Consider the following 23,481-nt stretch of genomic DNA (forward strand, 5'->3'; position numbering starts at 1 on the left):
GTTTCAACGCTACGTGATGGATCTGTTTCGCAGTGCACCGATTGCCCAGCCACTGGCCGCGCGTTTGCGTGCGACCAATCTGGATGAGTACGTCGGTCAGGAGCACGTGCTCGCTCGCGGCAAGCCTCTGCGTGAGGCGCTGGAGCAGGGTGCCCTGCATTCGATGATCTTCTGGGGCCCGCCGGGCGTGGGTAAAACCACCCTTGCACGATTGCTCGCCGAAGTCTCCGATGCGCATTTCGAAACGGTCTCGGCGGTGCTCGCCGGGGTCAAGGAGATCCGTCAGGCCGTTGAAATCGCCAAGCAGCAGGCCGGCCAGTACGGCAAGCGCACGATTCTGTTTGTTGATGAAGTGCACCGTTTCAACAAATCCCAGCAGGACGCGTTCCTGCCGTATGTTGAAGACGGCACGCTGATCTTCATCGGCGCCACCACCGAAAACCCTTCGTTCGAACTCAACAACGCCTTGTTGTCGCGGGCCCGCGTCTACGTGCTGAAAAGCCTCGACGAAGCGGCGCTGCGCAAACTGGTGCACCGCGCACTTACCGAAGAGCGTGGTCTGGGCAAGCGCAATCTGACGCTGAACGACGAAGGCTTCCAGATGTTGCTGTCGGCCGCCGATGGCGATGGCCGGCGTCTGCTCAATCTGCTGGAAAACGCCTCGGATCTTGCTGAAGACAACAGCGAAATCGGCACCGAGCTGCTGCAAAGCCTGCTCGGCGACACCCGTCGGCGTTTCGACAAGGGTGGCGAGGCGTTCTACGACCAGATCTCGGCGCTGCACAAATCGGTACGCGGCTCCAACCCCGACGGCGCGCTGTACTGGTTTGCGCGGATGATCGACGGTGGTTGCGATCCGCTGTACCTGGCGCGGCGTGTGGTGCGTATGGCCAGCGAAGACATTGGCAACGCCGACCCGCGCGCACTGAGTCTGTGCCTCGCGGCGTGGGAGGTGCAGGAACGCCTCGGCAGTCCGGAAGGCGAGTTGGCCGTGGCCCAGGCCATCACTTATCTGGCCTGCGCGCCGAAGAGCAATGCGGTGTACATGGGCTTCAAAACCGCTCTGCGTGCCGCTGCTGAAAACGGCTCGCTGGAAGTACCCCTGCACCTGCGCAACGCACCGACCAAACTGATGAAACAATTGGGCTACGGCGACGAATACCGTTACGCCCACGATGAGCCGGACGCTTACGCCGCCGGCGAAGACTACTTCCCGGAAGAGCTCGAACCGATTCCGTTCTACCAACCGGTGCCGCGCGGCCTCGAATTGAAGATCGGCGAGAAGCTCAACCACCTCGCCCAACTTGACCGTTTAAGCCCTCGGCAGCGGAGAAAATAGTGCTTCCATTGATTGTTGCGGTCTCCGTCGGCGGTGTCGCTGGCACCTTGTTGCGCTTCGCCACCGGCAATTGGGTCAACGCCAATTGGCCGCGGCACTTCTATACCGCGACGCTGGCCGTTAATATCGTGGGCTGTCTGCTGATTGGCGTGTTGTACGGCCTGTTTTTGATACGCCCGGAAGTGCCGATCGAGGTACGCGCCGGGTTGATGGTCGGCTTCCTCGGGGGGCTGACGACTTTTTCATCCTTTTCACTGGATACGGTGCGCCTGCTGGAAAGCGGGCAAGTGCCGCTGGCCCTGGGCTATGCGGCACTCAGCGTATTCGGCGGGCTGCTCGCGACGTGGGCTGGCCTGTCTTTGACCAAACTTTGATAACGAGAAACCGACATGCTCGATTCCAAACTGTTACGTAGCAACCTTCAGGACGTAGCGGACCGCCTGGCTTCCCGTGGCTTTGCCCTGGACACCGCGCGCATCGAAGCGCTGGAAGAACAGCGCAAGACCGTCCAGACCCGCACCGAAGCACTGCAGGCTGAGCGTAACGCGCGTTCCAAATCCATCGGTCAGGCCAAGCAGCGCGGCGAAGACATCGCGCCGCTGATGGCGGACGTCGAGCGCATGGCGGGCGAACTGAGCGCCGGTAAAGTCGAGCTGGACGCGATCCAGACCGAACTGGACTCGATCCTGCTCGGCATCCCGAACCTGCCACACGAATCCGTGCCGGTCGGCAAAGACGAAGACGACAACGTCGAAGTGCGCCGTTGGGGCACGCCGACTGCATTCGATTTCGAAGTGAAAGACCACGTGGCGCTGGGCGAGAAGTTCGGCTGGCTGGATTTCGAAACCGCCGCCAAGCTGTCCGGCGCCCGTTTTGCCCTGCTGCGTGGCCCGATCGCCCGTCTGCACCGCGCACTGGCACAGTTCATGATCAACCTGCACGTCAACGAGCACGGCTACGAAGAGGCCTACACGCCTTATCTGGTTCAGGCCCCGGCACTGCAAGGCACCGGTCAACTGCCGAAGTTCGAAGAAGACCTGTTCAAGATCGCTCGTGAAGGCGAAGCCGATCTGTACCTGATCCCTACCGCCGAAGTGTCGCTGACCAACATTGTTGCCGGTGAAATCGTCGATTCGAAACTGCTGCCGATCAAGTTCGTCGCGCATACGCCGTGCTTCCGCAGTGAAGCTGGCGCATCGGGTCGTGACACCCGCGGCATGATCCGTCAGCACCAGTTCGACAAAGTTGAAATGGTCCAGATCGTTGAGCCATCGCAATCGATGGAAGCGCTGGAAGGCCTGACCGCCAACGCCGAAAAAGTCCTGCAACTGCTCGGTCTGCCTTATCGCACCCTGGCGCTGTGCACTGGCGACATGGGCTTCAGCGCGGTCAAGACTTACGATCTGGAAGTGTGGATCCCGAGCCAGGACAAGTACCGCGAAATCTCTTCGTGCTCGAACTGCGGCGACTTCCAGGCCCGCCGTATGCAGGCGCGTTTCCGTAACCCGGAAACCGGCAAGCCTGAGCTGGTGCACACCCTGAACGGTTCCGGTCTGGCCGTCGGCCGCACTCTGGTGGCCGTGCTGGAAAACTACCAGCAGGCCGACGGTTCGATCCGTGTGCCGGATGTGCTGAAGCCGTACATGGGTGGCCTTGAGGTCATCGGCTAAATGAAATATCTGCCGCTGTTTCACAACCTGCGCGGCAGTCGTGTGTTGGTCGTCGGTGGGGGGGAAATTGCCTTGCGCAAATCCCGCCTGCTGGCCGATGCCGGTGCGCTACTGCGGGTGGTCGCACCTGAAATCGAAACGCAACTGCGTGAACTGGTTACTGCCTCTGGCGGTGAATGCCTGTTGCGCGGTTACGTCGAGGCGGATCTGGACGGCTGCGGGCTGATTATTGCCGCCACCGACGATGAAACGCTGAACGCACAAGTTTCCACCGATGCTCACAAGCGTTGCGTGCCGGTCAACGTGGTCGATGCGCCGGCCTTGTGCAGCGTGATCTTCCCGGCGATCGTCGATCGCTCGCCATTGATCATCGCGGTGTCCAGCGGCGGCGATGCGCCGGTGCTGGCGCGTTTGATCCGCGCCAAGATCGAAACCTGGATTCCCTCGACTTACGGTCAGTTGGCCGGGCTCGCCGCGCGTTTCCGCAATCAGGTGAAAAGCCTGTTTCCTGATGTGCAGCAGCGTCGTGGCTTTTGGGAAGACGTTTTTCAGGGTCCGATTGCCGACCGCCAACTGGCCGGGCAGGGCGCGGAAGCCGAGCGTTTGCTGCAGGCCAAGATTGATGGCGAGGCCATGGTCACCACCGGCGAGGTGTATCTGGTTGGCGCCGGTCCGGGCGATCCGGATCTGCTGACCTTCAAGGCCTTGCGACTGATGCAGCAAGCCGATGTGGTGCTGTACGACCGCTTGGTGGCGCCAGCGATTCTTGAGCTGTGCCGTCGTGATGCCGAGCGGGTTTATGTCGGCAAGCGTCGTTCTGATCACGCCGTGCCGCAGGATCAGATCAACCAGCAACTGGTCGATCTGGCCAAGGCCGGCAAGCGCGTGGTCCGGTTGAAGGGCGGCGATCCGTTTATCTTCGGCCGTGGCGGCGAAGAAATCGAAGAGCTGGCAGCCCACGGCATTCCGTTTCAGGTGGTGCCGGGGATCACAGCGGCCAGCGGTTGCGCGGCATATGCCGGGATTCCGCTGACGCATCGTGATTACGCGCAGTCGGTGCGTTTTGTCACCGGGCATTTGAAGGACGGTTCCACCGATCTGCCATGGGCCGACCTTGTCGCCCCGGCGCAGACGCTGGTGTTCTACATGGGCCTGGTCGGCTTGCCGGTCATTTGCGAACAACTGATCAAACATGGTCGTTCGGCGGATACCCCGGCCGCGTTGATTCAGCAGGGAACCACGGTCAATCAGCGCGTCTTCACCGGCACGCTGGCTGATCTGCCGCGATTGGTGGCGGAGCATGAAGTGCATGCGCCGACATTGGTGATCGTCGGGGAAGTGGTGCAACTGCGCGAGAAACTGGCGTGGTTCGAAGGGGCTCAGGCGCAGGTCTGAGTCAGATCAAAAGATCGCAGCCTTCGGCAGCTCCTACATGAGAATGCGTTCCCTGTAGGAGCTGCCGAAGGCTGCGATCTTTTGCTTTTTGCTATTAACCCTTCAACCAAACCCCTTTCCCAGCCAACCGCGCCCGATCATGGGCCACGGTGAAATCCTGCGCCGGCCCCTTCGGCACAACCCCCGTCGGATTGATCGTCTTGTGACTGCCGTAGTAGTGGTTCTTGATGTGCTGGAAATCCACGGTCTCGGCAATCCCCGGCAGCTGATACAGCTCACGAAGCCAGTTCGACAGATTCGGGTAATCGGCAATCCGCCGCAAATTGCACTTGAAGTGCCCGTGGTACACCGCGTCAAAACGAATCATCGTGGTGAACAAACGGATGTCAGCTTCGGTGAGGTATTCACCCGACAAGTAGCGATTGGCGCCCAGAAGACGCTCCAGATGATCCAGCTCGGCAAACACCTCATCGAACGCTTCTTCATAAGCCTGTTGCGAAGTCGCGAAGCCTGCGCGATAGACACCGTTGTTTACCGCCGGATAGATCCGCTCGTTCAGCGCATCGATTTCACCGCGCAACGGCGCCGGGTAGAAATCCAGATCATTGCCGGTCAGATCATCAAACGCGCTGTTGAACATGCGGATGATCTCCGCTGATTCATTGCTGACGATGCGTTTGAGCTTTTTGTCCCACAGTACCGGCACAGTGACGCGCCCTGTGTAATCGGCCGTGTCGGCGGTATAGCGCTGGTGCATGAATTCGAAGTTGTCGAGCTTGTCGCCGGTCGAGCCGAGCGTCGTATCGAAAGTCCAGCCGTTTTCCAGCATCAACCAGCTGACCACCGAAACGTCGATCAGACTTTCCAGACCTTTGAGCTTGCGCAGGATCAGCGTGCGATGCGCCCATGGACAGGCGAGAGAAACGTACAGGTGGTAGCGCCCGGCTTCAGCGGCAAATCCGCCTTCACCGCTGGGGCCGGGCTGGCCATCGGCGGTGACCCAATTGCGGCGTTTGGCCTGTTCGCGCTGGAACGCGCCGTCCTTGCTGCTTTCGTACCACTTGTCCTGCCAGCGGCCATCGACGAGTAAACCCATGATCAAGACTCCGTAAACCAATAATCGTTGGAGTCGAGTCTATTCCGATGAGTTCGAACAAAAAGCGCAAAGATCGGGCGTGAATGATCGGTTAAATCGATTTGTTCCGCGCAGCCCAGTATTGCTCGGCGGTTGCGAAGGCTTGCTCACGACTTTGACCCAGACCGCGCAAGGCCAGCGCCATGGTCGCAATCAAGGCCATTTGCGGGTAACTGTCGACGACATCTCCGCGCCAGACGGCTTTCAGATGTTCAACGTCCAGGGTCGCCGGTTTGACGTGGCGCTGCGCCGACAATTGCGGCCATTCCTCGTCCCAGCTTTCGCCGCCGGTGGTGCCGTAGAGGTGGCTGTCGGCATCCGGGTTAATCTCGATTTCGCCGCCGTCGCCCTTGACCACAATCGCCGTGTCGCCGAGCAGACCGCTGGCATCGCGATGCACCGCCTGATAGCCGGGGTGGAAGATGCTTTGCAGCCCACAACGCGCACCCAGCGGATTGAGAATCCGCGCCAGCGAATGAATCGGCGAGCGCAGGCCCAAGGTGTTGCGCAGGTCGATCATGTTCTGCAACTGCGGCGCCCAGTCCACCAGCGGCATGAATGCCAGTCCGCCGTTGTCCAGTGCTGTGCCGACCTGCTGCCAGGTGCGGCACAACGGGATGTTCAACTCACCGAGCAGCTGCTCGCTGTACATTCGCCCGGCGGTGTGTGCGCCGCCGCCGTGCATGAAGATGCGCACACCGTTCTGTGCCAGACACTTCGCCGCCAGCAGATACCACGGCAGATGGCGCTTTTTGCCGGCATAGGTCGGCCAGTCCAGATCGACGTTCAGTTTTGGGGCCTGCAAACGCTCGCGCAGGGCCTCGGTGAAACCGGCCATCTCCTCGGCGCTTTCTTCCTTGTGCCGCAGCAACATCAGGAACGCGCCGAGTTGGGTGTCCTCGACCTTGTCGTCAAGGACCATGCCCATGGCTTCGCGGGCTTCTTCGCGCGTCAGGTCGCGAGCGCCGCGTTTGCCTTTGCCGAGGATGCGCACGAACTGGGCGAAGGGATGCTCGGCGGGCGTTTCGAGGGTCAGCGCTGGAAAGTCGGTCATAAGCAATTCGTCGGTTTGGGCAGGCCCGCCAGTTTCGCGGCGAGTTTGGCGGGGGTGCCTTTGAACAGTCGGTTCAGGTGAAGGCTGTTGCCTTTGTCCGGGCCGAGTTTCAACGCGGTGTACTTGATCAGCGGCCGGGTGGCCGGGGACAGCTGGAATTCCTCGTAGAAGTTGCGCAGCAGTTCGAGGACTTCCCAGTGTTCGGGCGTCAACTCGATGTCTTCGGCGGCGGCGAGGGCGCTGGCGACATCCGCCGACCAGTCGCTGAGGTCGACGAGAAAGCCATCCTTGTCCAGTTCGATGGCGCGGGCGCCGACGGTCATGGAGTTCATAGCCAGCTGTTGACCTTGTCGTGGTGGATCGACAGCTCGACGAAGGCCGGGTAATCGATGGCTTCGGCCCAGTCCGGCACTTCGATGGCGCGCGCCTGTGCATCCTCGGCCAGAACGAACAATTTGATCTGGCGGCTTTGCAGATCGGTGAATGGCGCGGTACCCGGTTGCAATGCATAGACGGAATCGCCGGACAGCAGCAGGGCATCAGCGCTGCCGATCAGGCGCAGGCAACTGGTCAGACGATCGTCGCCAAAAGGGGAATGAGACAACACATGCAAAGTCGACATCAGAGGGTGATCACCTGGTCGTAACGGTCAATAAGGGCGGTGATTTGCTCGGCGGCCAGCGGCTGCGCTTCGTCCAGTGACAGATTGCCGAGACCACGAGAGCTGGCACTGTCGGCGCAGTAAAACAGTTCTTCGACACCAAACATCGGCAATGCCTGCAGGTTGGCGCTGAGGTCTTTCTGCTGCAGGGCCTTGGCGTTTTGCCCGGCGCTGAGTTGCAGCACGCCGTCATCGAGAAACAGCAAACCGATCGGTAGATCAAAGGCGCCGCCGGCCAGCACGATGTCCAGCGCTTCGCGGGCACCGGGGCCTGACCATGGCGATTGGCGGCTGATGATCAACAGGGACTTGGCCATCTCACGCACCTCCGAAGCAGATCAAGCGGTCAGCATCTTGCACTGCGTCATGCAACTGACCGAGGCCGGACAATTCCCACGGCGCGCTGACCGAAATCGCTTCACGCTGATAACGCTTGGCCTCTTCAGCGTTCAGCGCACCACGGCGCAGGGCGGCGGCGATGCACACCACGCCGTCCAGCTTTTGCTCGCTGATGAACGTGCGCCATTGTTTGGGCAGGTCGAGTTCGTCCTGCGGGGTGACTAGCGTATCCGAAGCGTTGTAAACGCCGTCCTGATAGAAAAACAGCCGGACAATTTCATGCCCACCGGCCAGCGCGGCTTGCGCAAACAGCAGGGCGCGGCGCGAGGAGGGCGCATGGGCGGCGGAAAACAGCGCAATGGCGAACTTCATGACGGACTCGATCAGCAAAACTGCGGCCATGATAAAGCATTGCAGACCGCAAAGGATCGCAGCGCTTGCAGCGAAACACGATCTCTGCAGGAGCTGCGGCACGCTGCGATCTGTTGATCTTGATCTTTAAAAGCAAGATCAAAAGATCGCAGCCTCGTTTCACTCGGCAGCTCCTACATGAGCGTTGGTTGAGGAATCCGTTAGCGGGGCATGTAGCCCAGTTGCCAGCGGCGCGGGATTTTCAGGGAAAACAGCCCGATGATTGCAGCCAGCAAACCGCTGACAAACATCGCCTGTAGTCCCAAATGATGTTCCAGCACCGCCCCCAGAATCGCGCCGATAAACATTCCGCTCCAAGGCACCAGTTGCACCCGCCAGCCGCTGCGCCGTTCGCCAAGCATCCAGCGCCCCAAGCCACGGCCGAACCGCGACAATGCGCCAGTCACGTAAGTCAGTCCGACCGGCAAGCCATTCACTTCTTCGACCGACGCGTTGAGCATGCCCATCGCAATGATCGCCGCCAGCAGCGCCGGCAATTGTGTGTCGAATGGCCAGGCCGCCGCCGCGCACAACAGGGTGGCAATACACAGCAGCAACGGCAGCGCCCGGCGTCCACCGTAACGTGCGACGACAACGCCCAAGGCATTGCCGACGATAAAAGTTGCGACGAGTATCAACAAACGCACGGTCAACCCGACATCGCCATCACTGATCGCCACAGCGAGTCGAGTGGTGTTGCCGCTCATGAACGAGACGAAGTCGCCGCTAGCCATAAAGCCGATGGCGTCGGTCATCCCGGCCAGCACCGAGAGGCTGGCAACTAGCGCCAGACCAATCCGCCCGCGCCACTTCTGTGTGTGCAGGTGGCCGGGGCTGGCGCGGTGAGTCGAGGCGGATGGCAGCATGAGTGGCGGTGTCCTTTCGCGGCGGTTACGGTTCTATGCCATACAGATCGCAATATTCCAGCCAATCCATCCCGGCCATTTCCGCGACTTCACGATGTACTTCCAGACGCTGCGCCTGGTATTCCTCAGGCGAGTCAGCGGTCAGTTGCAAGGTCAGCTCCCAGGCAAACAGCCCGAGACTTTCCGCTTCAGCCTCAAACGCTTCATGCAGGCGTTCTTCACGATACTGCGCTTGAGTTTCGCCTTTGGCCTGAGCCAGTAGCGGGTTGAGGTGGTCGAGGGATTCGCGCAGTTCGGGACGCGCGTCGAGAAACACTTTCAGGGCATGTTCATGTCGCTGGTCGGTGGGCGCCATGGGTTTTCCTTGTGAGGCTGATGACCTTAGGTTGCCGCAGCGATTGGCGGATGTCGCGGTATAAATGCAGTAAAGCAGAACGATTCCTGCTGCTGCGATGATACAGTCCGCTTTTTTTGAATGAGCGAATGCGATGCGAATTCTGATGGTAGCGTTGGCCGCGACACTGCTGGCCGGTTGCGCAGGCTCGGTGATGGACGATGCTCGCACGAAAACCCCATACAAGGTGTTGACGTCGAACAAAGCCGAAAAAGATGTGGCGCGGTGTGTGCAATTCGGCTGGCAGGACGAAGCGGTGTTCGGCGTCGATGCGGCGGCGTATCTGGAACCGCGCAAGTCGGGCGGTACGACGGTATACACCCGTTCGGCGGAGTCGTTTGTCGACGTGATTACCGAGGCATCGGGTACGACGTTGAATTACTACGCGCAGAAGGATGACTTTGTCGCCAAGCGCCGGTTGGCGGCGTTGGCGACCTGCCTGTAATGGTCAAATTGATGCAGTGAAGCGCAAACCGCTTTCGCCAGCAGGCTGGCTGCCACATTTGAAATGCATTCCAAGTGTAGGAGCCAGCCTGCTGGCGGTGGGGCCAGTGAATTCAACCCCTCAACCGTTTTTGCAAGTAATGCCGGCTATGCCCCGGCGGATAATCGATAATCTCGCCAAACTGGCTGAATCCCAGCTTCTTGTAGAACTCCGGCGCCTGAAAATCGAAGGTGTCCAGCCAGATGCCCAAGCAGTGCTTCTCGTTGGCGAGTTCTTCGGCCATGGTCATCAGTCTTGATCCCAGGCCCTGGCCGCGCCCCTGTTCCGGCACTAAAAGCAGCTCGATGTACATCCACTTGAAGATCACCCGACCATACAAACCGCCGAGAATCGCGTCGTGCTCATCCCGCACTGTCAGCGCGAAAGGTTCCGACGTGGAGCCTCCGGTCTTGGCATCGTTATAGGCAATCAGTGGCTCGAGAATGGCCTTGCGTTGTTCTTCCGTAGGATTCTTCGACAACTCGATTCGCAACGTCATGCGCAACTTCCTTGTGATGTGAACCTGCAAGCCTATCCTGCCCCGCGGGCATCGTCCAAGCGCTTCTTCAACCCGGTGGAACCGCCGCTTACGCGCTGCGGTCTAGCCTTTACAGCGTCATTCCAGCACGCGGTTGATGAGGAATCTCCATGAATATTTTCGAAGCCCTTCGCGAAAGCCACGATCGCCAGCGTAGCTACGCCAAAACCCTGATCGAAACCAGCGGCGATACGCCGGAGCGGGTTGAGGCGTACAAACAACTCAAAGCCGAACTCCAAGCCCACGAAACCGCCGAAGAACGCCATTTCTACATTCCATTGATGGAGCTTGACGAGGGTGTCGATCTGAGCCGCCATGCCATCGCCGAACACCATGAAATGGACGAGATGATGGAAGAACTCGACGAGACCGAGATGTCCAGTCCGGCGTGGTTGGCAACCGCGAAGAAGCTGTCGGACAAGGTTCATCATCATTTGAAGGAAGAAGAGCAGAAGTTCTTCCAGATGGCCGGCAAATTGCTCAACGAAAAACAGAAAGTACAACTCGCCGGACAATACGAAAAGGAGTTCCAGGCACAGTTGTCGTGAGTACCGAATGGCAGTGTTTGCAGCATTGGCGTGTAATCTTTTGGCGTCACCTCGGGTGGGCGTTATCGTAAAAGACTGTATATGCATCCAGTATTTGCGGTGTTTTTACGTCATAAACCCGCCGACTGCGACAAAACCGCCAATAGACAAAAAATTCACCTCCGTTAGCTTGAAGGCCTCTCCTCGGAAAGGAGAGTTCTTAAATCAACGGAGTGAAAAACATGAATCAACCACAAATCCAACTGCGACACGGTCGTGTCATTTCCCCTGCAAGCCGCGGTGCGGTAGCGATCGAGCAAGGATTGCTCGGCGCCTGGCAGGTCAACGAAATGGAAGGCGGGAAGAATTTCCCGGCGCTGGCAGCGGGGCCGTTTCCGGCCCCTTACCAGAGCGACTCGGACAGTGTCACGCCACCGGCCGACGGCTACATTCTCAGCGGCGGCAAGAACGATGCCCGCGATTGCGTGAACTTCACCAATGAAGAGATGAGCAAGAAACTCGCTCGCCCGTTCACCTGGCCGCTGCTCAATGTCACGCCGGGGCAGACCCTCGAAATCAAGTGGGAATACACCGCGCCGCACACCACCCGGGGCTACCGCTGGCTGATCACCAAGGATGGCTGGGACCAGAAACAACGCATCAGCCGCGCGCAACTGGAGGCGCAACCGTTCTTCGAGGACTTCTACACTCAGGTGCCTTATTACAGCTATCCGAATGAGCTGAAGGCCAAGGTCAATCACGCGGTGAAACTGCCAGCCAACAAGAAGGGCCATCACGTGATCGTGCTGATGTGGATCGTTGCCAACACCGGTAACGCCTTCTATCAGGCCTTCGACGTCGACTTCAAATAACGGCGCTGCGTCGTCAAACCCACACGTTCTGAAGGATTAGAACATGTCAAATATCGACTTTTCTTTAATGCAAAACCCGGCGAGCGATGCCGCTTCGCTGATGCCGAGCATTGCCGGCAAAAAGATCCTCATGGGCTTCTGGCACAACTGGCCAGCGGGGGCGAGCGATGGTTATCGCCAGGGCCGCTTTGCCAGCCTCTCGCTGGAGGAAGTGCCCAAGGAGTACAACGTCGTTGCAGTGGCCTTCATGAAGGGCAGCGGCATTCCGACCTTCAAGCCGTTCAACGTGTCCGATGCCGAGTTCCGCCGCCAGGTCGGCGTGCTCAACAGTCAGGGGCGGGCCGTGCTGATCTCCCTCGGCGGTGCCGATGCGCACATCGAATTGCGCAGCGGTCAGGAACAGCCGCTGGCTAACGAAATCATCCGTCTGGTGGAAACCTATGGCTTCGATGGACTGGACATCGATCTTGAACAGAGCGCGATTGATTTCGCTGCCAACAAGACCGTCCTGCCGGCCGCGCTGAAACGGGTCAAGGATCACTACGCAGGCCAGGGCAAACACTTCATCATCAGCATGGCCCCGGAGTTCCCGTATCTGACCAGTACCGGCAACTACGTGAGCTACCTGCAGGCACTGGAAGGCTACTACGACTTTATCGCCCCGCAGTTCTACAACCAGGGTGGAGACGGAGTCTGGGTGCCGGAAGCCAATAATGGCGCGGGTGCGTGGATTGCGCAGAACAACGATGCGCTGAAGGAGGATTTCCTTTACTACCTGACCGAAAGTCTGGTGACCGGCACTCGCGGCTTCACGCGGATCCCGGCGGACAAGTTCGTCATCGGCCTGCCGGCCAACAACGATGCGGCAGCCACCGGTTATGTGACCGACAAAGCCGTGGTCGGGAATGTCCTCAAGCGTCTGGCGATCAAGGGGATACCGATCAAAGGTTTGATGACCTGGTCGGTGAATTGGGACAACGGCACTAGCAAGGATGGCGTGCCGTACAACTGGGAGTTCAGCCGGCGTTATGGGCCGCTGATTCAAGGGGTTCGTTCCGTTGGGCAGGATGCCGATGACATGCAATCGCTCATCGCTCGTTAGTTGCAAATAAAGAAGCCCGGTAGCGCTGCCGGGCTTTTTTTGTTCGCGCAATTATTCGACCATGGCGGCTTACTCAGGAAACAGGATCAAGCGTCATGTCCAACACAGCCGAGCGGGTCAACATCGTCGACACTCAGGTGTTGTCCCATGACTGGTATTTGCTGAAGAAAATCACCTTCGACTATCACCGCAACAACGGCGAGTGGCAGCGTCAGACTCGTGAGGTCTACGACCGTGGTAACGGTGCGGCGATTTTGTTGTTCAACCGCGAGCAGCGCACGGTGGTGCTGACCCGGCAGTTCCGTTTACCGGTGTTCGTCAATGGCCATGATGGTTTGCTGATCGAGGTGGCGGCCGGGTTGCTCGAAGGTGCTGCGCCGGAACAACGGATTCGTGATGAGGCCGAGGAGGAAACCGGTTATCGCGTGCACGATGTGAAGAAGGTATTCGAGGCGTACATGAGTCCCGGTTCGGTGACCGAGAAGCTGCACTTTTTCATTGCTGAATACGACGCGGCATCGAAGGTCAGCGACGGTGGTGGTCTGGAAGAGGAGACTGAAGAGCTGGAAGTGCTGGAGTGGCGATTCGACGAAGCGTTGGCAGCGTTTCAGCGCGGTGAGATCTGCGACGCCAAGACCATCATGCTGTTGCAGTATGCGGCGATGAATAACTTGTTTGCCCAATAAATCAAAAGATCGCAGCCTTCGGCAGCTCGCACAGGAAAACGCATTCCAGGCAGGAGCTGCCGAAGGCTGCGATCTCTTGATCTGTATTGACTGACTAGAACAAATCTCCGGTTTTGCCAATCTGCGACCAGTCGCCACCTTCAAGTGTCAGCAAGCGCTCTTTCGCCTCAAGTCCCCCGGCAAACCCGGTCAGCTTCCCCGAGGCGCCGATCACCCGATGACACGGCGCCACAATGGAAATCGGGTTGCGTCCATTCGCGGCGCCTACTGCCCGTACGGCGCTGGGGTTGCCGATCTGTTCGGCAATCTGGCTGTAGGTGCGCGTCTCGCCAAATGGAATGGTCAGCAGGGCCGCCCAGACCTTTTTCTGAAAGTCGGTGCCGGCGAAATCCAGTTCCAGTTCGAAACAGTCCCGCGTCCCGGAGAAATATTCTTCAAGTTGCCGGGCGGCCTTACGCAGGATCGGATTGTCGGGCGCTTCACTCATCGGCCCGAGGCGCACGCGGTTCGGTTTGTCGTTTTCCCAGAGGATGGCCGCCAGTCGTGAGCCGTTCGCGACCAGCTTCAGCTCGCCGACGGGCGAGGGCAGGGTGATGAACGAGTAAGACATGACGGCAGACTCCGGATCAGGACGGCAACAGCGCCCAGCATACTGCCTGAGCGGGGAGGCGCAATACGCAAAGCCGACCATACTGCTTGTTGCTCTTGAAGCGTTCCCCCTCTGTTTTGCACAGACCCTAAAACAAAAAAAGAGATCGACTCATGAAGTACGAACCTTTGGCCAAATCGCTGATAGCGACCTCACTGGCACTTAGCTGTCTCATGGCTCACGCGGCTTCAGTCGCACCGGTTGCCGCCGAAAACGGCATGGTGGTCACCGCGCAACATCTGGCCACCCATGTGGGTGTCGATGTACTGAAAAGTGGCGGTAATGCCGTCGATGCGGCAGTCGCCGTGGGTTACGCGCTGGCGGTGGTGTATCCCGCAGCAGGCAACCTCGGCGGTGGCGGCTTCATGACCATTCAATTGGCGGATGGGCGCAAGACCTTCCTCGATTTCCGCGAAAAAGCGCCGCTGGCGGCGACCGCCAACATGTACCTAGACAAGGAAGGCAACGTCATTCCCGATTTGAGCACCCGTGGCCATTTGGCGGTGGGTGTGCCCGGCACGGTCTCCGGTATGGAACTGGCGCTGAGCAAATACGGGACCAGACCGCGCAAGGAGATGATTGCCCCGGCGATCAAACTGGCGGAAGACGGTTTCGCACTGGAGCAGGGTGACGTCGAGCTGCTGGAGTACGCCACCGACGTGTTCAAGAAGGACATGCGTGACTCCGGCTCGATCTTCCTGCACAACGGCGAGCCGATGCAGGTCGGGCAGAAGCTGGTGCAGAAGGATCTCGGCAAAACCCTGCGGACCATTTCCGAAAAAGGCGCCGACGGCTTTTATAAAGGCTGGGTCGCCGATGCCATCGTGACCTCCAGTCAGGCCAACAAAGGCATCATCACCCAGGCGGATCTCGACAAATACAAGACCCGCGAACTGGCGCCGGTGGAGTGCGATTATCGTGGTTACCACGTGGTCTCGGCGCCACCACCAAGCTCCGGCGGGGTGGTGATCTGCCAGATCATGAACATCCTCGAAGGCTATCCGATGAAGGATCTGGGCTTCCATTCAGCTCAGGGCATGCACTATCAGATCGAAGCGATGCGCCACGCGTATGTCGATCGCAACAGCTATCTCGGCGATCCGGACTTCGTCAAAAACCCGATCGAGCACCTGCTGGACAAGAACTACGCAACCAAACTGCGCAACGCCATTCAGCCGCAAAAGGCCGGCGTCTCGGCTGAACTCAAGCCCGGCGTAGCGCCCCATGAAGGCAGCAACACCACCCACTATTCGATCGTCGACAAGTGGGGCAATGCCGTGTCGGTCACTTACACCCTCAACGACTGGTTCGGCGCGGGCGTGATGGCGAGCAAGACCGGGGTGATCCTCAACGATGAAATGGACGACTTTACCTCCAAGGTCGGCGTGCCGAACATGTACGGTCTGGTGCAGGGCGAAGCGAATGCCATTGCGCCGGGCAAGGCACCGTTGTCCTCGATGAGCCCGACCATCGTCACCAAGGACGGCAAAGTGGTGATGGTGGTTGGCACACCGGGTGGCAGCCGCATTATCACGGCGACTTTGCTGACCATGCTCAACGTCATCGACTACGGCATGGGCCTTCAGGAAGCGGTCGATGCGCCACGCTTCCATCAGCAGTGGATGCCGGAGGAAACCAACCTCGAAGACTTCGCCGCCAGCCCCGATACGCGCAAGATTCTCGAGAGCTGGGGCCACAAGTTCGCCGGCCCGCAGGACGCCAACCACATCGCCGCGATTCTGGTCGGTGCACCGTCGCTGGGCGGTAAACAGGTCGGCAAAAACCGCTTCTACGGCGCCAACGATCCACGCCGCAACACCGGCTTGTCGCTGGGTTACTGAGGGGCGTAAAAAGGGGGCAGGCTCACGTCCGCCCCTGTCTCAAGGACTGATCAAGGAAGGCTCATCATGACCACCGCATTATTGATCATCGACGTCCAGCGCGCCCTCTGCTCGGGCGAATATCAGTGTCATGACATTCATCGCGTGATCGAAACCATCAACGGTTTAAGCGCCCGCGCGCGCAAGGCTGGCGTGCCGGTGGTGCTGATCCAGCATGAAGAAAAGGACAGCCCGTTGGCCCATGGTGTCGAAGGCTGGCAACTGGCCGAAGGGCTTGAGACATCGCTCAAAGACCTGCGCGTACGCAAGACCACCCCGGATTCGTTCTACCAGACCGACTTGCGCAAACTGCTGCCGAGCGAAGACTTCGAAAAACTGGTCATCTGCGGTCTGCAAACCGATTACTGCGTCAACGCCACCGTGCGTCAGGCCCATCAACTGGGCTATGACGTGGTGCTCGCCGCCGATGCGCATTCAACCGTCGACAACGGCAACATGAGCGCCGAAGACATCATCGCCGAACACAACAAGGATCTGGCGCACCTGACTGGCTCCGTGGCGCGTATCGACGTCAAACCCGCAGCCGACATCACGTTCTGACAACCCACACAAAACCCTGTGGGAGCGAGCTTGCTCGCGAAAGCGGTGTACCAGCCGATATCAAACTGACTGACACGCCGCCTTCGCGAGCAAGCTCGCTCCCACAAGGTAACTGAGGACTTCATGACACCGGGATTTCCGGCAGCAGCACTGGCATACTGCGCGCCGTCCGAAGAATGGAATCTCTCGATGTTCGCTCTCTCCCTGCGTCATGCCTTGGCGCTGATGTCCCTTGCGTTTGCCGCTGTTACCCAGGCCAGCAGTTTCGATTGCGCCAGCGCTGCCAGCAAAACTGAAAAAGCCATTTGCGGTGATCCGCAGATTTCGCTGCTCGATGAGAAACTGGGCAAGCTTTGGCACTCGACATTGGCCAATGTCCCCGATGCCAAAGCCCTCAAGACTGACCAGCGGCAGTGGCTGAAAAGCCGTAACGCCTGTGGCGATCAGACAGCCTGTTTGCGCCGCCAGTACCTGATGCGCCTGACCGAACTTGAACACGCCACCCAGCCCTTCAGTTGGGACGCGACCTGGCAGCTTGTTCCGCCGGGGACTTCAACCTCGGCGACAGTGATAACCCAGCGCCGCGATGCTACGCACATCAGCATCGACATTACGGCAGCCGAGGGCGCCAACTCCGGTGATCTGGACGGTGTTGCCACACTCAAGGACGGTAAGGCCGTTTACTCGGAAGACGAGTGCACCCTGTTGTTCACTCCCATCAACGGTGTGCTGGATATTTCGCTCGTGGGTGCAGGCGGATATTGCAGTGCCGGACTGGGCGTCTACTACACCGGTCGTTTTGTTGCTTCGCAGCAACCGCTGACGCTGAATTACGACATGCTCAGCCTGGGCCTGGCACAAACACCGGAAGAGAATCAGGCACTGCACACGTTGCTTAAGACTGATTATCAAACGCTGGTGGAAAAGTCCGGCTCGTTGATGACTGGCGAGCCAGGCACCGACGTACCGGGTAGTCAGGTCTGGGAGATGTGGATGCGCGGCCTCGGCGGTACCGGTGTCGTGATGCGGTCAACCGCTGGCCATTTCTGGGTGTTGTTGGTGACCTACGACAGTACCGGCCACTCGCGTCTGCGTTACTACACCAATGCTGCGAAATGGAAAAAACGGCTACCCGACGCCTTGCACGACTGGAACGAGCGCATGAAAGCTCATCTGGAACTCCCCATAGACTTCATGCCCTGATCTGCGCAGCAGCCCTCCCTCAAGTCGCAAACAAAACCCCACGAATCTCGCCCACCCGCGGTGTCACCACGACACCCTCCAGCACCATTCGCGTAATCGTCTGCGCCGCCGTTTGATAATCCTCATCCTGCGGCACTTCGCGCCCCATGATCCGGCCCATCTGCCAGCCAATGTTGGTGTACGTACGCGTCGCCGACCAGATGAACAACATCAAATGCTCAGGATCCACCGGCGCCAGCAAGCCGCGCTCGATCCAGCTGCGCAGGCATTCAACATTGCGCCGCGCTTCGGCCTGCAACAGATCGCGGCACTCGCCGGGCAACTGTCGACCGCCCAGCAGTAACTCGCCACTGAACACTTTGGCAATCGCCGGATGCTCGCGGGCAATCCGAATCCGCGCGGCAACGTAGGCGCGCAGCCCCATCAGCGGATCATCACTTTCACGCAGCGCCGCCGAAGCTTCCAACAACGGCTCGACAAACCCCAGCAGTACTTTGCTGTAGAGGTTTTCCTTGGTCTGAAAGTAATAATACAGATTGGCCTTGGGCACCCCGGCACGCGCCGCAATGTCGCGGGTCTGGGTGGCGTCAAAGCCGTTCGCGGCGAACTCTTCGCTGGCGGCGGCGAGGATCAACTGCTCGTTGCGTACGCGGATCGCGCTCATGGAAATGGAGACTGAATGGACGGCATGGCAAGGTTCTGGCTATTTCGGTTTCGCAATATACAAAACTATATAGCGATGAAGCCAGCACACTCGAAGGGCAGCGCTATGCTGTTTCGATCATTGATTGGAAACGGAGCGAGGCCATGACCCTTCAGGCACTGCGGGCCGACGCGACATACCTGGATGCGGTGGCGGCGTTGTTCGACGCTTATCGAGGCTTTTACCGGCAGGCGTCGAACCTTGAACAATCACGCACCTTCATCGCTGAACGCATGGCTGCCAGCGAATCAGCGATTTTTCTTGCTCAGGATGAACACGGTGAAACGCTGGGTTTCGTGCAGCTGTATCCGACATTCTCGTCAATCGATGCCCACCGCACCTGGCTGCTCAGCGACCTCTTCACTGCACCCGCCGCCCGTGGACGCGGCGTTGGCCGACTGTTGATGAACACTGCGCGGGATTTTGCTTTGGCAACCGGCGCCAAGGGCTTGGTGCTGGAAACTGCCACGGACAACTTCACGGCGCAAGGCTTGTACGAATCCCTCGGCTACGTACGCGACAGTGGTTACTACACCTACATCCTCGACTTGCGGCAGGGCTGAGCAATTTTTTTGCCGATTTCGCCAATTCAGGCTTTCGCTGGAAGGCCGCTCTCTCTAGAATCCGCTCGGCCTTCGCAATGAAGGCTCAATGCCATCATTTGGTCTTGTACACATAGGGACGGACATCATGCAATTCGGGAAAATGCTGGCGCTGGGGCTGGTACTTGCGCTGGGCGGTTGTGCCAGTTTCACCAAAGACGAAGTGGCGCCGGTGACTATGCCGTCGATGGCCAGTTACACCAACAAGCCAAACGTTTACGTCGATTTCGATTTTTATCAGGGCGAGCCGAAAAGTGGTTCCGCCGTGGAAGTGCCGCAGGCACGTGATCAACTGAAACCACAGCTGCAAAAAATCCTCACTGACTCGGGTCTGTTCGGCCGTGTCACTCTGGACGAGTTCCAGAAGCAGCCGGGCGACTACAGCCTGCGTCTGAAAATGTACAACCATCCGCCGAATGCAGGCTCCATGGTGCTGGCCTTCATCAGCGGCTTCAGCATGATGGTAATCCCGGCGTACGGCACCGATCAGTACACCTTGAGCCTGGAAGGCTTGGATGGCCAAGGTCAGGCCCTCACCACCGCGAGCAATCACGATGCGGTCGGCACCTGGATCGGCATCTGGTTCATTCCGCTGATGGCCAACACGCCTAAAGACGCGGTGAATGACACCTTTACCCGTCAGGTCAACGCGTTGCTCAAGCAAATGGTTGATAACAAAAACCTGAAGTACTCGGCGCTCGAAACCGGTATTCCACGGGTTTGAAGCGAAAAAAAGAGCCGCAATTGCGGCTCTTTTTTTGCCCTTATTTCAGGGCCTGAATGAACTGCGGATCGCTGTACAGTTCCTTCAGCAAGTCACGCACCATCGGGTTGTAAGCGTTGACCGCGTTCGGGATCGCAATGAAACCGAAGAAGCTGCTGCTCCACTGGCTGCTGACATTCTTGGTCGCGTCGTACACCACATCGTTGCCGTTGAGCAGGGTGAAGCGTGCGGCCAGTTTGCCGTCGCCCGTGCCCATGCCGGCGGACAGTTCGTTCTTCACCACTAGCACTTTCAACTGACGCTGAGCCTGCGGGTCGAGCAGACCGGCCTTGCGCAGTTCTTCGGTGATCGCGTCCTGAATGTGTGCCGGGATGCTGCCGGACGGCGAGCGGACCGGATTGGCACGCACCACCAGCGAACCTTCACCGGATTCGGCCGTAACCTGAGGATTGCTGATCGCATGCAGCGGTGGGGTTTGCTTGAGCTTCTGCACGTTCTCGAAGCTCGGCTCGTAACGGGTCATGGTCATGCCACAGCCTTGCAGCAGCACGGCCAGCATCGGGATCAACAACAGCGACTTCTTCACGGCAGTTCCTTGCGTGGGAATAGAGGAGGGCGCGAATTATGGGCAGAGTGCCATCATTGAGCAACCTCGTTCGTCGGCGCTTTGAGCAATTGCTCGATCTGCGCCAGTTCCCAAGTACTGAGCAGGCTCACCGGGTCGGTGCCGAAACGCTGCCAGCGCTCTAGCGAGCCTTCTTGTCCATCGTCGCTGCGGGCGTGTTCACAGTGATGTAATCGCCCCCCGGCAAAATCCAGCAGCAGGCGCCAGCCGTCGATATCGACTGTGACCAGTCCGGTCTCGGCAGGTGCTTCGCAGACTTTGAACGCGAGCACACCGAGCGCCGCTTCACGCAAACGCTGGCACACTTCGCGGGACGTCAGAAATGCAGACATGTCGAACTCGATGAATACCGGAGCGCGCCAGCATAAAGCCCGAGCCGACAGGTGTCAGCGTTCACTGGCTCGATCCGGAACAATTCCGTAACATCCGCAACCCTCTTTTCCCCGAACACCCGCGGCCGTGCTCGTCGGCCGCTCAGTCAGGTAAGCCATGAAACCGATTCGTCTGCGCGCCGATGTCCTGGCCGGACTCACCACCTCGTTTGCCCTGTTGCCCGAATGCATTGCGTTCGCGCTGGTGGCGCACCTCAATCCGCTGATGGGCTTGTACGGCGCTTTCATCATCTGCACGCTGACGGCGTTGTTCGGCGGCCGGCCGGGCATGGTGTCCGGCGCGGCGGGTTCGATGGCGGTGGTTATCGTCGCGTTGGTGGTGCAGCACGGTGTGCAGTATTTGCTGGCGACGGTGTTGCTCGGCGGTTTGATCATGATGGCGTTCGGACTGCTGCGCCTGGGCAAACTGGTGCGCATGGTGCCGCACCCGGTGATGCTCGGTTTCGTCAACGGCCTGGCGATCATCATTGCTTTGGCGCAACTGGAGCACTTCAAGAGCGGTGAAGACTGGCTCAGCGGTGCGCCGCTGTACCTGATGACCGGACTGGTGGCGCTGACCATGGCCATCGTCTACATCCTGCCGCGTCTGACGAAAGCGGTACCGCCGGCACTGGTGGCGATTCTCGGTGTCGGCCTGCTGGTTTACCTGTTCGGCCTGCCGACCCGCACCCTTGGCGACATGGCGCACATCGCCGGCGGCTTGCCGACTTTCGCCCTGCCGGATATTCCGTGGAATCTTGAAACCCTGCGCATCATCGCGCCTTACGCGATTTTGATGGCGCTGGTCGGTCTGCTGGAAACCCTGCTGACGTTGAACCTCACCGATGAAATCACCGAAACCCGTGGCTACCCGGATCGCGAGTGCGTGGCGCTCGGTGCGGCGAATATGGTCTCGGGTGCGTTCGGTGGTATGGGCGGGTGCGCGATGATCGGCCAGACCGTCATTAACCTCAGTTCCGGTGGGCGCGGGCGCTTGTCTGGCGTGGTCGCTGGCGTGCTGATTCTGTTGTTCATTCTGTTTCTGTCGCCGCTGATCGAGCGTATTCCGCTGGCGGCGCTGGTGGGTGTGATGTTTGTGGTGTCGCAGCAGACTTTTGCCTGGGCGTCGTTGCGGGTGGTGAACAAAGTGCCGCTCAATGATGTGCTGGTGATCATCGCGGTGACGACCATCACCGTGTTCACCGATCTGGCCACTGCGGTGCTGTGCGGCATCATTATCGCGGCGCTCAATTTTGCCTGGCAGCAGGCGCGTGAGTTGTATGCCGATGAGCATTTGGAGGCTGACGGCAGCAAGCTTTATCGTCTGCATGGCACGTTGTTTTTTGCCTCGACTACGCCGTTTCTCAATCAATTCGATCCGGCCAATGATCCGGCTCGGGTGACTTTGGACTGTCGGCATTTGAGTTTTGTCGATTATTCGGCGATTGCGGCGTTGAAGACTCTGCGCGAGCGCTATGCGAAGGCGGGTAAGCATTTGCAGGTGTTTCATTTATCGGAGCGTTGCAAGAAATTGCTGAAGCGGGCGGGTGAGGAGCATCACTGATCAGCCGTGGGCGTTGGCTATGGTTGTCTGGATTACGGAGTACATATCCGTTGCTGCGGTCACGGCGGCTTAGGGTTTCGCCCTTACGGCGACTCACTTTTTTTACAAACGCCTAAAAAAAGTAAGCAAAAAAACGCTTGCTCCTACGTGCGGCCCGCTCGCTGGGGCTCGGGGTTCCTTCGCTCCGTGATCCCTCCGGGCGCAGCGCCTACGGTTTGCTTCGCTGCACCTCCTCTCGCTGTGTTTGGCTGCGCCAAACGGTCGCTGCGCTCCCCACCCCCGGATGAATCCCTCCACTCAGCCTTCCGACGTCGCCCGTGGATCAAGATCAAGAGCGGCAGCCGAGCTAACGCTCATCCTGTTGAGTGGTTAGAAGCGATGCGGTGCGAGGTGGGTACTGCTTTTGCTTTTCTGTGGGAGCGAGCCTGCTCGCGATGGCGGTCGGGTCATTCAACGATGTTTTGAATGACACACCGCTATCGCTAGCAGGTCAGCTCCCACAGGTTTTTGTGTTCGACCAGAATTCAGATGGCCGGGAAGTCGATGTCCGTCAGCGCCGCATTGTTCAGGTAATTGGTCAGGCTCTGCACGGCCACCAGCGCAATGACTTCAATGATCTTCACGTCGTCGATGCCGGCAGCGCGGGCGGCGGCGATCTGTGCATCGCTCAAATGGCCGCGACTTTCGGTCAGCTGACGGGCGAGGGCGGCATACGCGTTGAGTTCGCCTTGGCGGGCGGCGACGATGTCTTGCGCCGAGAGTCCGGCCTTGCCGGCGAACAACGTGTGCGCTGCGAGGCAATAATCGCAACCGTTGACCTGCGACGTAGCCAAATACACCGCTTCTTTCTCCTGAGCGCTCAGCGAGGTTTTGCCGAGGATCGCCGAGGCTTGTACGTAGGTTTCGAGGGCCACCGGTGCTTTGGCCAGGGTGGTGAAGACGTTGGGCAGGAAACCGATTTTCTTTTTCACGCCTTCCAGTACTGGGCGGGTGGCGTCGGTGGCGGTTTCGAGGCTGATTGCGTGGATGCGGCTCATGGTGATTCTCCGAGAGTCCGGTGCGAAGTGCGCCGGGGATGGAGGTCATGTTATTGAGTGAGGCTGGTGGATTGGCGGCAAATCGTCGA

General features: G+C 59.2%; 28 protein-coding genes and 1 pseudogene. 15 read left to right on the top strand and 14 right to left on the bottom strand.

Annotation, left to right across the window (positions count from 1 at the left end; all coding sequences use genetic code 11):
• The first annotated feature begins 16 nt into the window (after positions 1-16).
• Genes F8N44_RS11075 through cysG form a run of 4 tightly spaced genes read left to right on the top strand, consistent with a single transcriptional unit; the run spans position 17 to position 4,404 of the window.
• Complete coding sequence (locus tag F8N44_RS11075; RefSeq protein WP_064587012.1) at positions 17-1,339, top strand: replication-associated recombination protein A; 1,323 nt, start codon at positions 17-19, stop codon at positions 1,337-1,339.
• Positions 1,339-1,713 (top strand): fluoride efflux transporter CrcB, encoded by a 375-nt coding sequence (gene crcB, locus F8N44_RS11080; protein ID WP_064390665.1) that lies wholly within the window; start codon positions 1,339-1,341, stop codon positions 1,711-1,713. The genes F8N44_RS11075 and crcB overlap by 1 nt, the downstream gene beginning before the upstream one ends.
• A 15-nt stretch (positions 1,714-1,728) precedes the next feature.
• Positions 1,729-3,009: a serine--tRNA ligase gene (serS, locus tag F8N44_RS11085; RefSeq protein ID WP_038369693.1), complete on the top strand. Its 1,281-nt coding sequence runs from the start codon at positions 1,729-1,731 to the stop codon at positions 3,007-3,009.
• Positions 3,010-4,404, top strand: coding sequence for a siroheme synthase CysG (gene cysG, locus F8N44_RS11090; RefSeq protein WP_127928925.1), 1,395 nt, complete (start codon positions 3,010-3,012; stop codon positions 4,402-4,404).
• A gap of 94 nt (positions 4,405-4,498) precedes the next feature.
• Here cysG and F8N44_RS11095 read toward each other — a convergent pair whose 3' ends face one another.
• From F8N44_RS11095 to F8N44_RS11130, 8 genes are all read right to left on the bottom strand, one after another.
• On the bottom strand, positions 4,499-5,500 hold the full coding sequence (locus F8N44_RS11095) for a glutathione S-transferase family protein (RefSeq protein WP_150650316.1): 1,002 nt from the start codon (positions 5,498-5,500) through the stop codon (positions 4,499-4,501).
• A 91-nt stretch (positions 5,501-5,591) separates the two neighbouring features.
• Positions 5,592-6,593: a glycosyl transferase family protein gene (locus F8N44_RS11100; protein ID WP_150650317.1), complete on the bottom strand. Its 1,002-nt coding sequence runs from the start codon at positions 6,591-6,593 to the stop codon at positions 5,592-5,594.
• Positions 6,590-6,925, bottom strand: coding sequence for a TusE/DsrC/DsvC family sulfur relay protein (locus F8N44_RS11105; protein WP_150650318.1), 336 nt, complete (start codon positions 6,923-6,925; stop codon positions 6,590-6,592). The genes F8N44_RS11100 and F8N44_RS11105 overlap by 4 nt, the downstream gene beginning before the upstream one ends.
• Entirely contained in the window at positions 6,922-7,215 is a 294-nt protein-coding gene (tusB, locus tag F8N44_RS11110) for a sulfurtransferase complex subunit TusB (protein WP_150650319.1), read from the bottom strand. The genes F8N44_RS11105 and tusB overlap by 4 nt, the downstream gene beginning before the upstream one ends.
• Positions 7,215-7,571, bottom strand: a complete 357-nt coding sequence (gene tusC, locus F8N44_RS11115) for a sulfurtransferase complex subunit TusC (protein WP_150650320.1) — start codon at positions 7,569-7,571, stop codon at positions 7,215-7,217. The genes tusB and tusC overlap by 1 nt, the downstream gene beginning before the upstream one ends.
• A gap of 1 nt (position 7,572) precedes the next feature.
• Positions 7,573-7,965 carry a sulfurtransferase complex subunit TusD gene (tusD, locus tag F8N44_RS11120; protein ID WP_150650321.1) on the bottom strand — a complete coding sequence of 131 codons (393 nt, stop codon included), beginning with the start codon at positions 7,963-7,965 and terminating at the stop codon, positions 7,573-7,575.
• Positions 7,966-8,165: 200 nt separating this feature from the next.
• Entirely contained in the window at positions 8,166-8,870 is a 705-nt protein-coding gene (locus tag F8N44_RS11125) for a YoaK family protein (protein WP_034155152.1), read from the bottom strand.
• 25 nt (positions 8,871-8,895) lie between these two features.
• Positions 8,896-9,225 carry a DUF6388 family protein gene (locus tag F8N44_RS11130; protein WP_034155153.1) on the bottom strand — a complete coding sequence of 110 codons (330 nt, stop codon included), beginning with the start codon at positions 9,223-9,225 and terminating at the stop codon, positions 8,896-8,898.
• 133 nt (positions 9,226-9,358) lie between these two features.
• Here F8N44_RS11130 and F8N44_RS11135 point away from each other — a divergent pair, with 133 nt between their 5' ends.
• A complete protein-coding gene (locus tag F8N44_RS11135; protein ID WP_034155154.1) occupies positions 9,359-9,709 on the top strand; it encodes a hypothetical protein in 351 nt (116 codons plus the stop codon).
• A 112-nt stretch (positions 9,710-9,821) separates the two neighbouring features.
• Here the strand turns inward: F8N44_RS11135 and F8N44_RS11140 are convergent, their stop codons facing one another.
• Entirely contained in the window at positions 9,822-10,247 is a 426-nt protein-coding gene (locus F8N44_RS11140) for a GNAT family N-acetyltransferase (RefSeq protein WP_150650322.1), read from the bottom strand.
• A 149-nt stretch (positions 10,248-10,396) separates the two neighbouring features.
• On the opposite strand from F8N44_RS11140, the gene F8N44_RS11145 reads away from it, so the two are divergent.
• From F8N44_RS11145 to F8N44_RS11160, 4 genes and pseudogenes are all read left to right on the top strand, one after another.
• The gene (locus F8N44_RS11145) at positions 10,397-10,834 is read left to right on the top strand and encodes a hemerythrin domain-containing protein (protein ID WP_150650323.1); all 438 of its coding nucleotides are present in this window, start codon (positions 10,397-10,399) and stop codon (positions 10,832-10,834) included.
• A 221-nt stretch (positions 10,835-11,055) separates the two neighbouring features.
• Positions 11,056-11,685 carry a lytic polysaccharide monooxygenase auxiliary activity family 9 protein gene (locus tag F8N44_RS11150; protein ID WP_150650324.1) on the top strand — a complete coding sequence of 210 codons (630 nt, stop codon included), beginning with the start codon at positions 11,056-11,058 and terminating at the stop codon, positions 11,683-11,685.
• Positions 11,686-11,728: 43 nt separating this feature from the next.
• Positions 11,729-12,727: pseudogene (locus F8N44_RS11155) on the top strand (chitinase); the annotation flags it as partial.
• Positions 12,728-12,882: 155 nt separating this feature from the next.
• Positions 12,883-13,473 (top strand): NUDIX domain-containing protein, encoded by a 591-nt coding sequence (locus tag F8N44_RS11160; protein ID WP_150650326.1) that lies wholly within the window; start codon positions 12,883-12,885, stop codon positions 13,471-13,473.
• Between the two features lie 94 nt (positions 13,474-13,567).
• On the opposite strand, the gene F8N44_RS11165 is transcribed toward F8N44_RS11160, so the two are convergent.
• A complete protein-coding gene (locus tag F8N44_RS11165) occupies positions 13,568-14,083 on the bottom strand; it encodes a methylated-DNA--[protein]-cysteine S-methyltransferase (RefSeq protein ID WP_150650327.1) in 516 nt (171 codons plus the stop codon).
• 152 nt (positions 14,084-14,235) lie between these two features.
• On the opposite strand from F8N44_RS11165, the gene ggt reads away from it, so the two are divergent.
• The 3 genes from ggt to F8N44_RS11180 all read left to right on the top strand — a co-directional run bounded on the left by ggt (position 14,236) and on the right by F8N44_RS11180 (position 17,766).
• Positions 14,236-15,963, top strand: coding sequence for a gamma-glutamyltransferase (gene ggt / locus F8N44_RS11170; RefSeq protein WP_150650328.1), 1,728 nt, complete (start codon positions 14,236-14,238; stop codon positions 15,961-15,963).
• A 66-nt stretch (positions 15,964-16,029) separates the two neighbouring features.
• Positions 16,030-16,563 (top strand): cysteine hydrolase family protein, encoded by a 534-nt coding sequence (locus tag F8N44_RS11175; RefSeq protein WP_150650329.1) that lies wholly within the window; start codon positions 16,030-16,032, stop codon positions 16,561-16,563.
• A 189-nt stretch (positions 16,564-16,752) separates the two neighbouring features.
• Positions 16,753-17,766: a lysozyme inhibitor LprI family protein gene (locus F8N44_RS11180; RefSeq protein ID WP_150650330.1), complete on the top strand. Its 1,014-nt coding sequence runs from the start codon at positions 16,753-16,755 to the stop codon at positions 17,764-17,766.
• A gap of 19 nt (positions 17,767-17,785) precedes the next feature.
• Here the strand turns inward: F8N44_RS11180 and F8N44_RS11185 are convergent, their stop codons facing one another.
• Positions 17,786-18,430: a TetR/AcrR family transcriptional regulator gene (locus F8N44_RS11185; protein ID WP_150650331.1), complete on the bottom strand. Its 645-nt coding sequence runs from the start codon at positions 18,428-18,430 to the stop codon at positions 17,786-17,788.
• A 143-nt stretch (positions 18,431-18,573) separates the two neighbouring features.
• Here F8N44_RS11185 and F8N44_RS11190 point away from each other — a divergent pair, with 143 nt between their 5' ends.
• Positions 18,574-19,032, top strand: coding sequence for a GNAT family N-acetyltransferase (locus F8N44_RS11190; protein ID WP_150650332.1), 459 nt, complete (start codon positions 18,574-18,576; stop codon positions 19,030-19,032).
• 127 nt (positions 19,033-19,159) lie between these two features.
• Positions 19,160-19,795: a hypothetical protein gene (locus F8N44_RS11195; protein ID WP_150650333.1), complete on the top strand. Its 636-nt coding sequence runs from the start codon at positions 19,160-19,162 to the stop codon at positions 19,793-19,795.
• A 40-nt stretch (positions 19,796-19,835) separates the two neighbouring features.
• On the opposite strand, the gene F8N44_RS11200 is transcribed toward F8N44_RS11195, so the two are convergent.
• Together F8N44_RS11200 and F8N44_RS11205 are read right to left on the bottom strand one after the other, a co-directional pair.
• A complete protein-coding gene (locus F8N44_RS11200) occupies positions 19,836-20,381 on the bottom strand; it encodes a hypothetical protein (protein ID WP_141129093.1) in 546 nt (181 codons plus the stop codon).
• Positions 20,382-20,434: 53 nt separating this feature from the next.
• A complete protein-coding gene (locus F8N44_RS11205) occupies positions 20,435-20,752 on the bottom strand; it encodes a hypothetical protein (protein WP_150650334.1) in 318 nt (105 codons plus the stop codon).
• Between the two features lie 157 nt (positions 20,753-20,909).
• Here F8N44_RS11205 and F8N44_RS11210 point away from each other — a divergent pair, with 157 nt between their 5' ends.
• Complete coding sequence (locus F8N44_RS11210) at positions 20,910-22,355, top strand: SulP family inorganic anion transporter (protein WP_150650335.1); 1,446 nt, start codon at positions 20,910-20,912, stop codon at positions 22,353-22,355.
• Between the two features lie 524 nt (positions 22,356-22,879).
• On the opposite strand, the gene F8N44_RS11215 is transcribed toward F8N44_RS11210, so the two are convergent.
• A complete protein-coding gene (locus tag F8N44_RS11215; protein WP_150650336.1) occupies positions 22,880-23,392 on the bottom strand; it encodes a carboxymuconolactone decarboxylase family protein in 513 nt (170 codons plus the stop codon).
• Positions 23,393-23,481 lie beyond the last annotated feature (89 nt).

The organism is Pseudomonas fluorescens (assembly GCF_902497745.1).
Classification (GTDB): domain Bacteria; phylum Pseudomonadota; class Gammaproteobacteria; order Pseudomonadales; family Pseudomonadaceae; genus Aquipseudomonas; species Aquipseudomonas fluorescens_BM.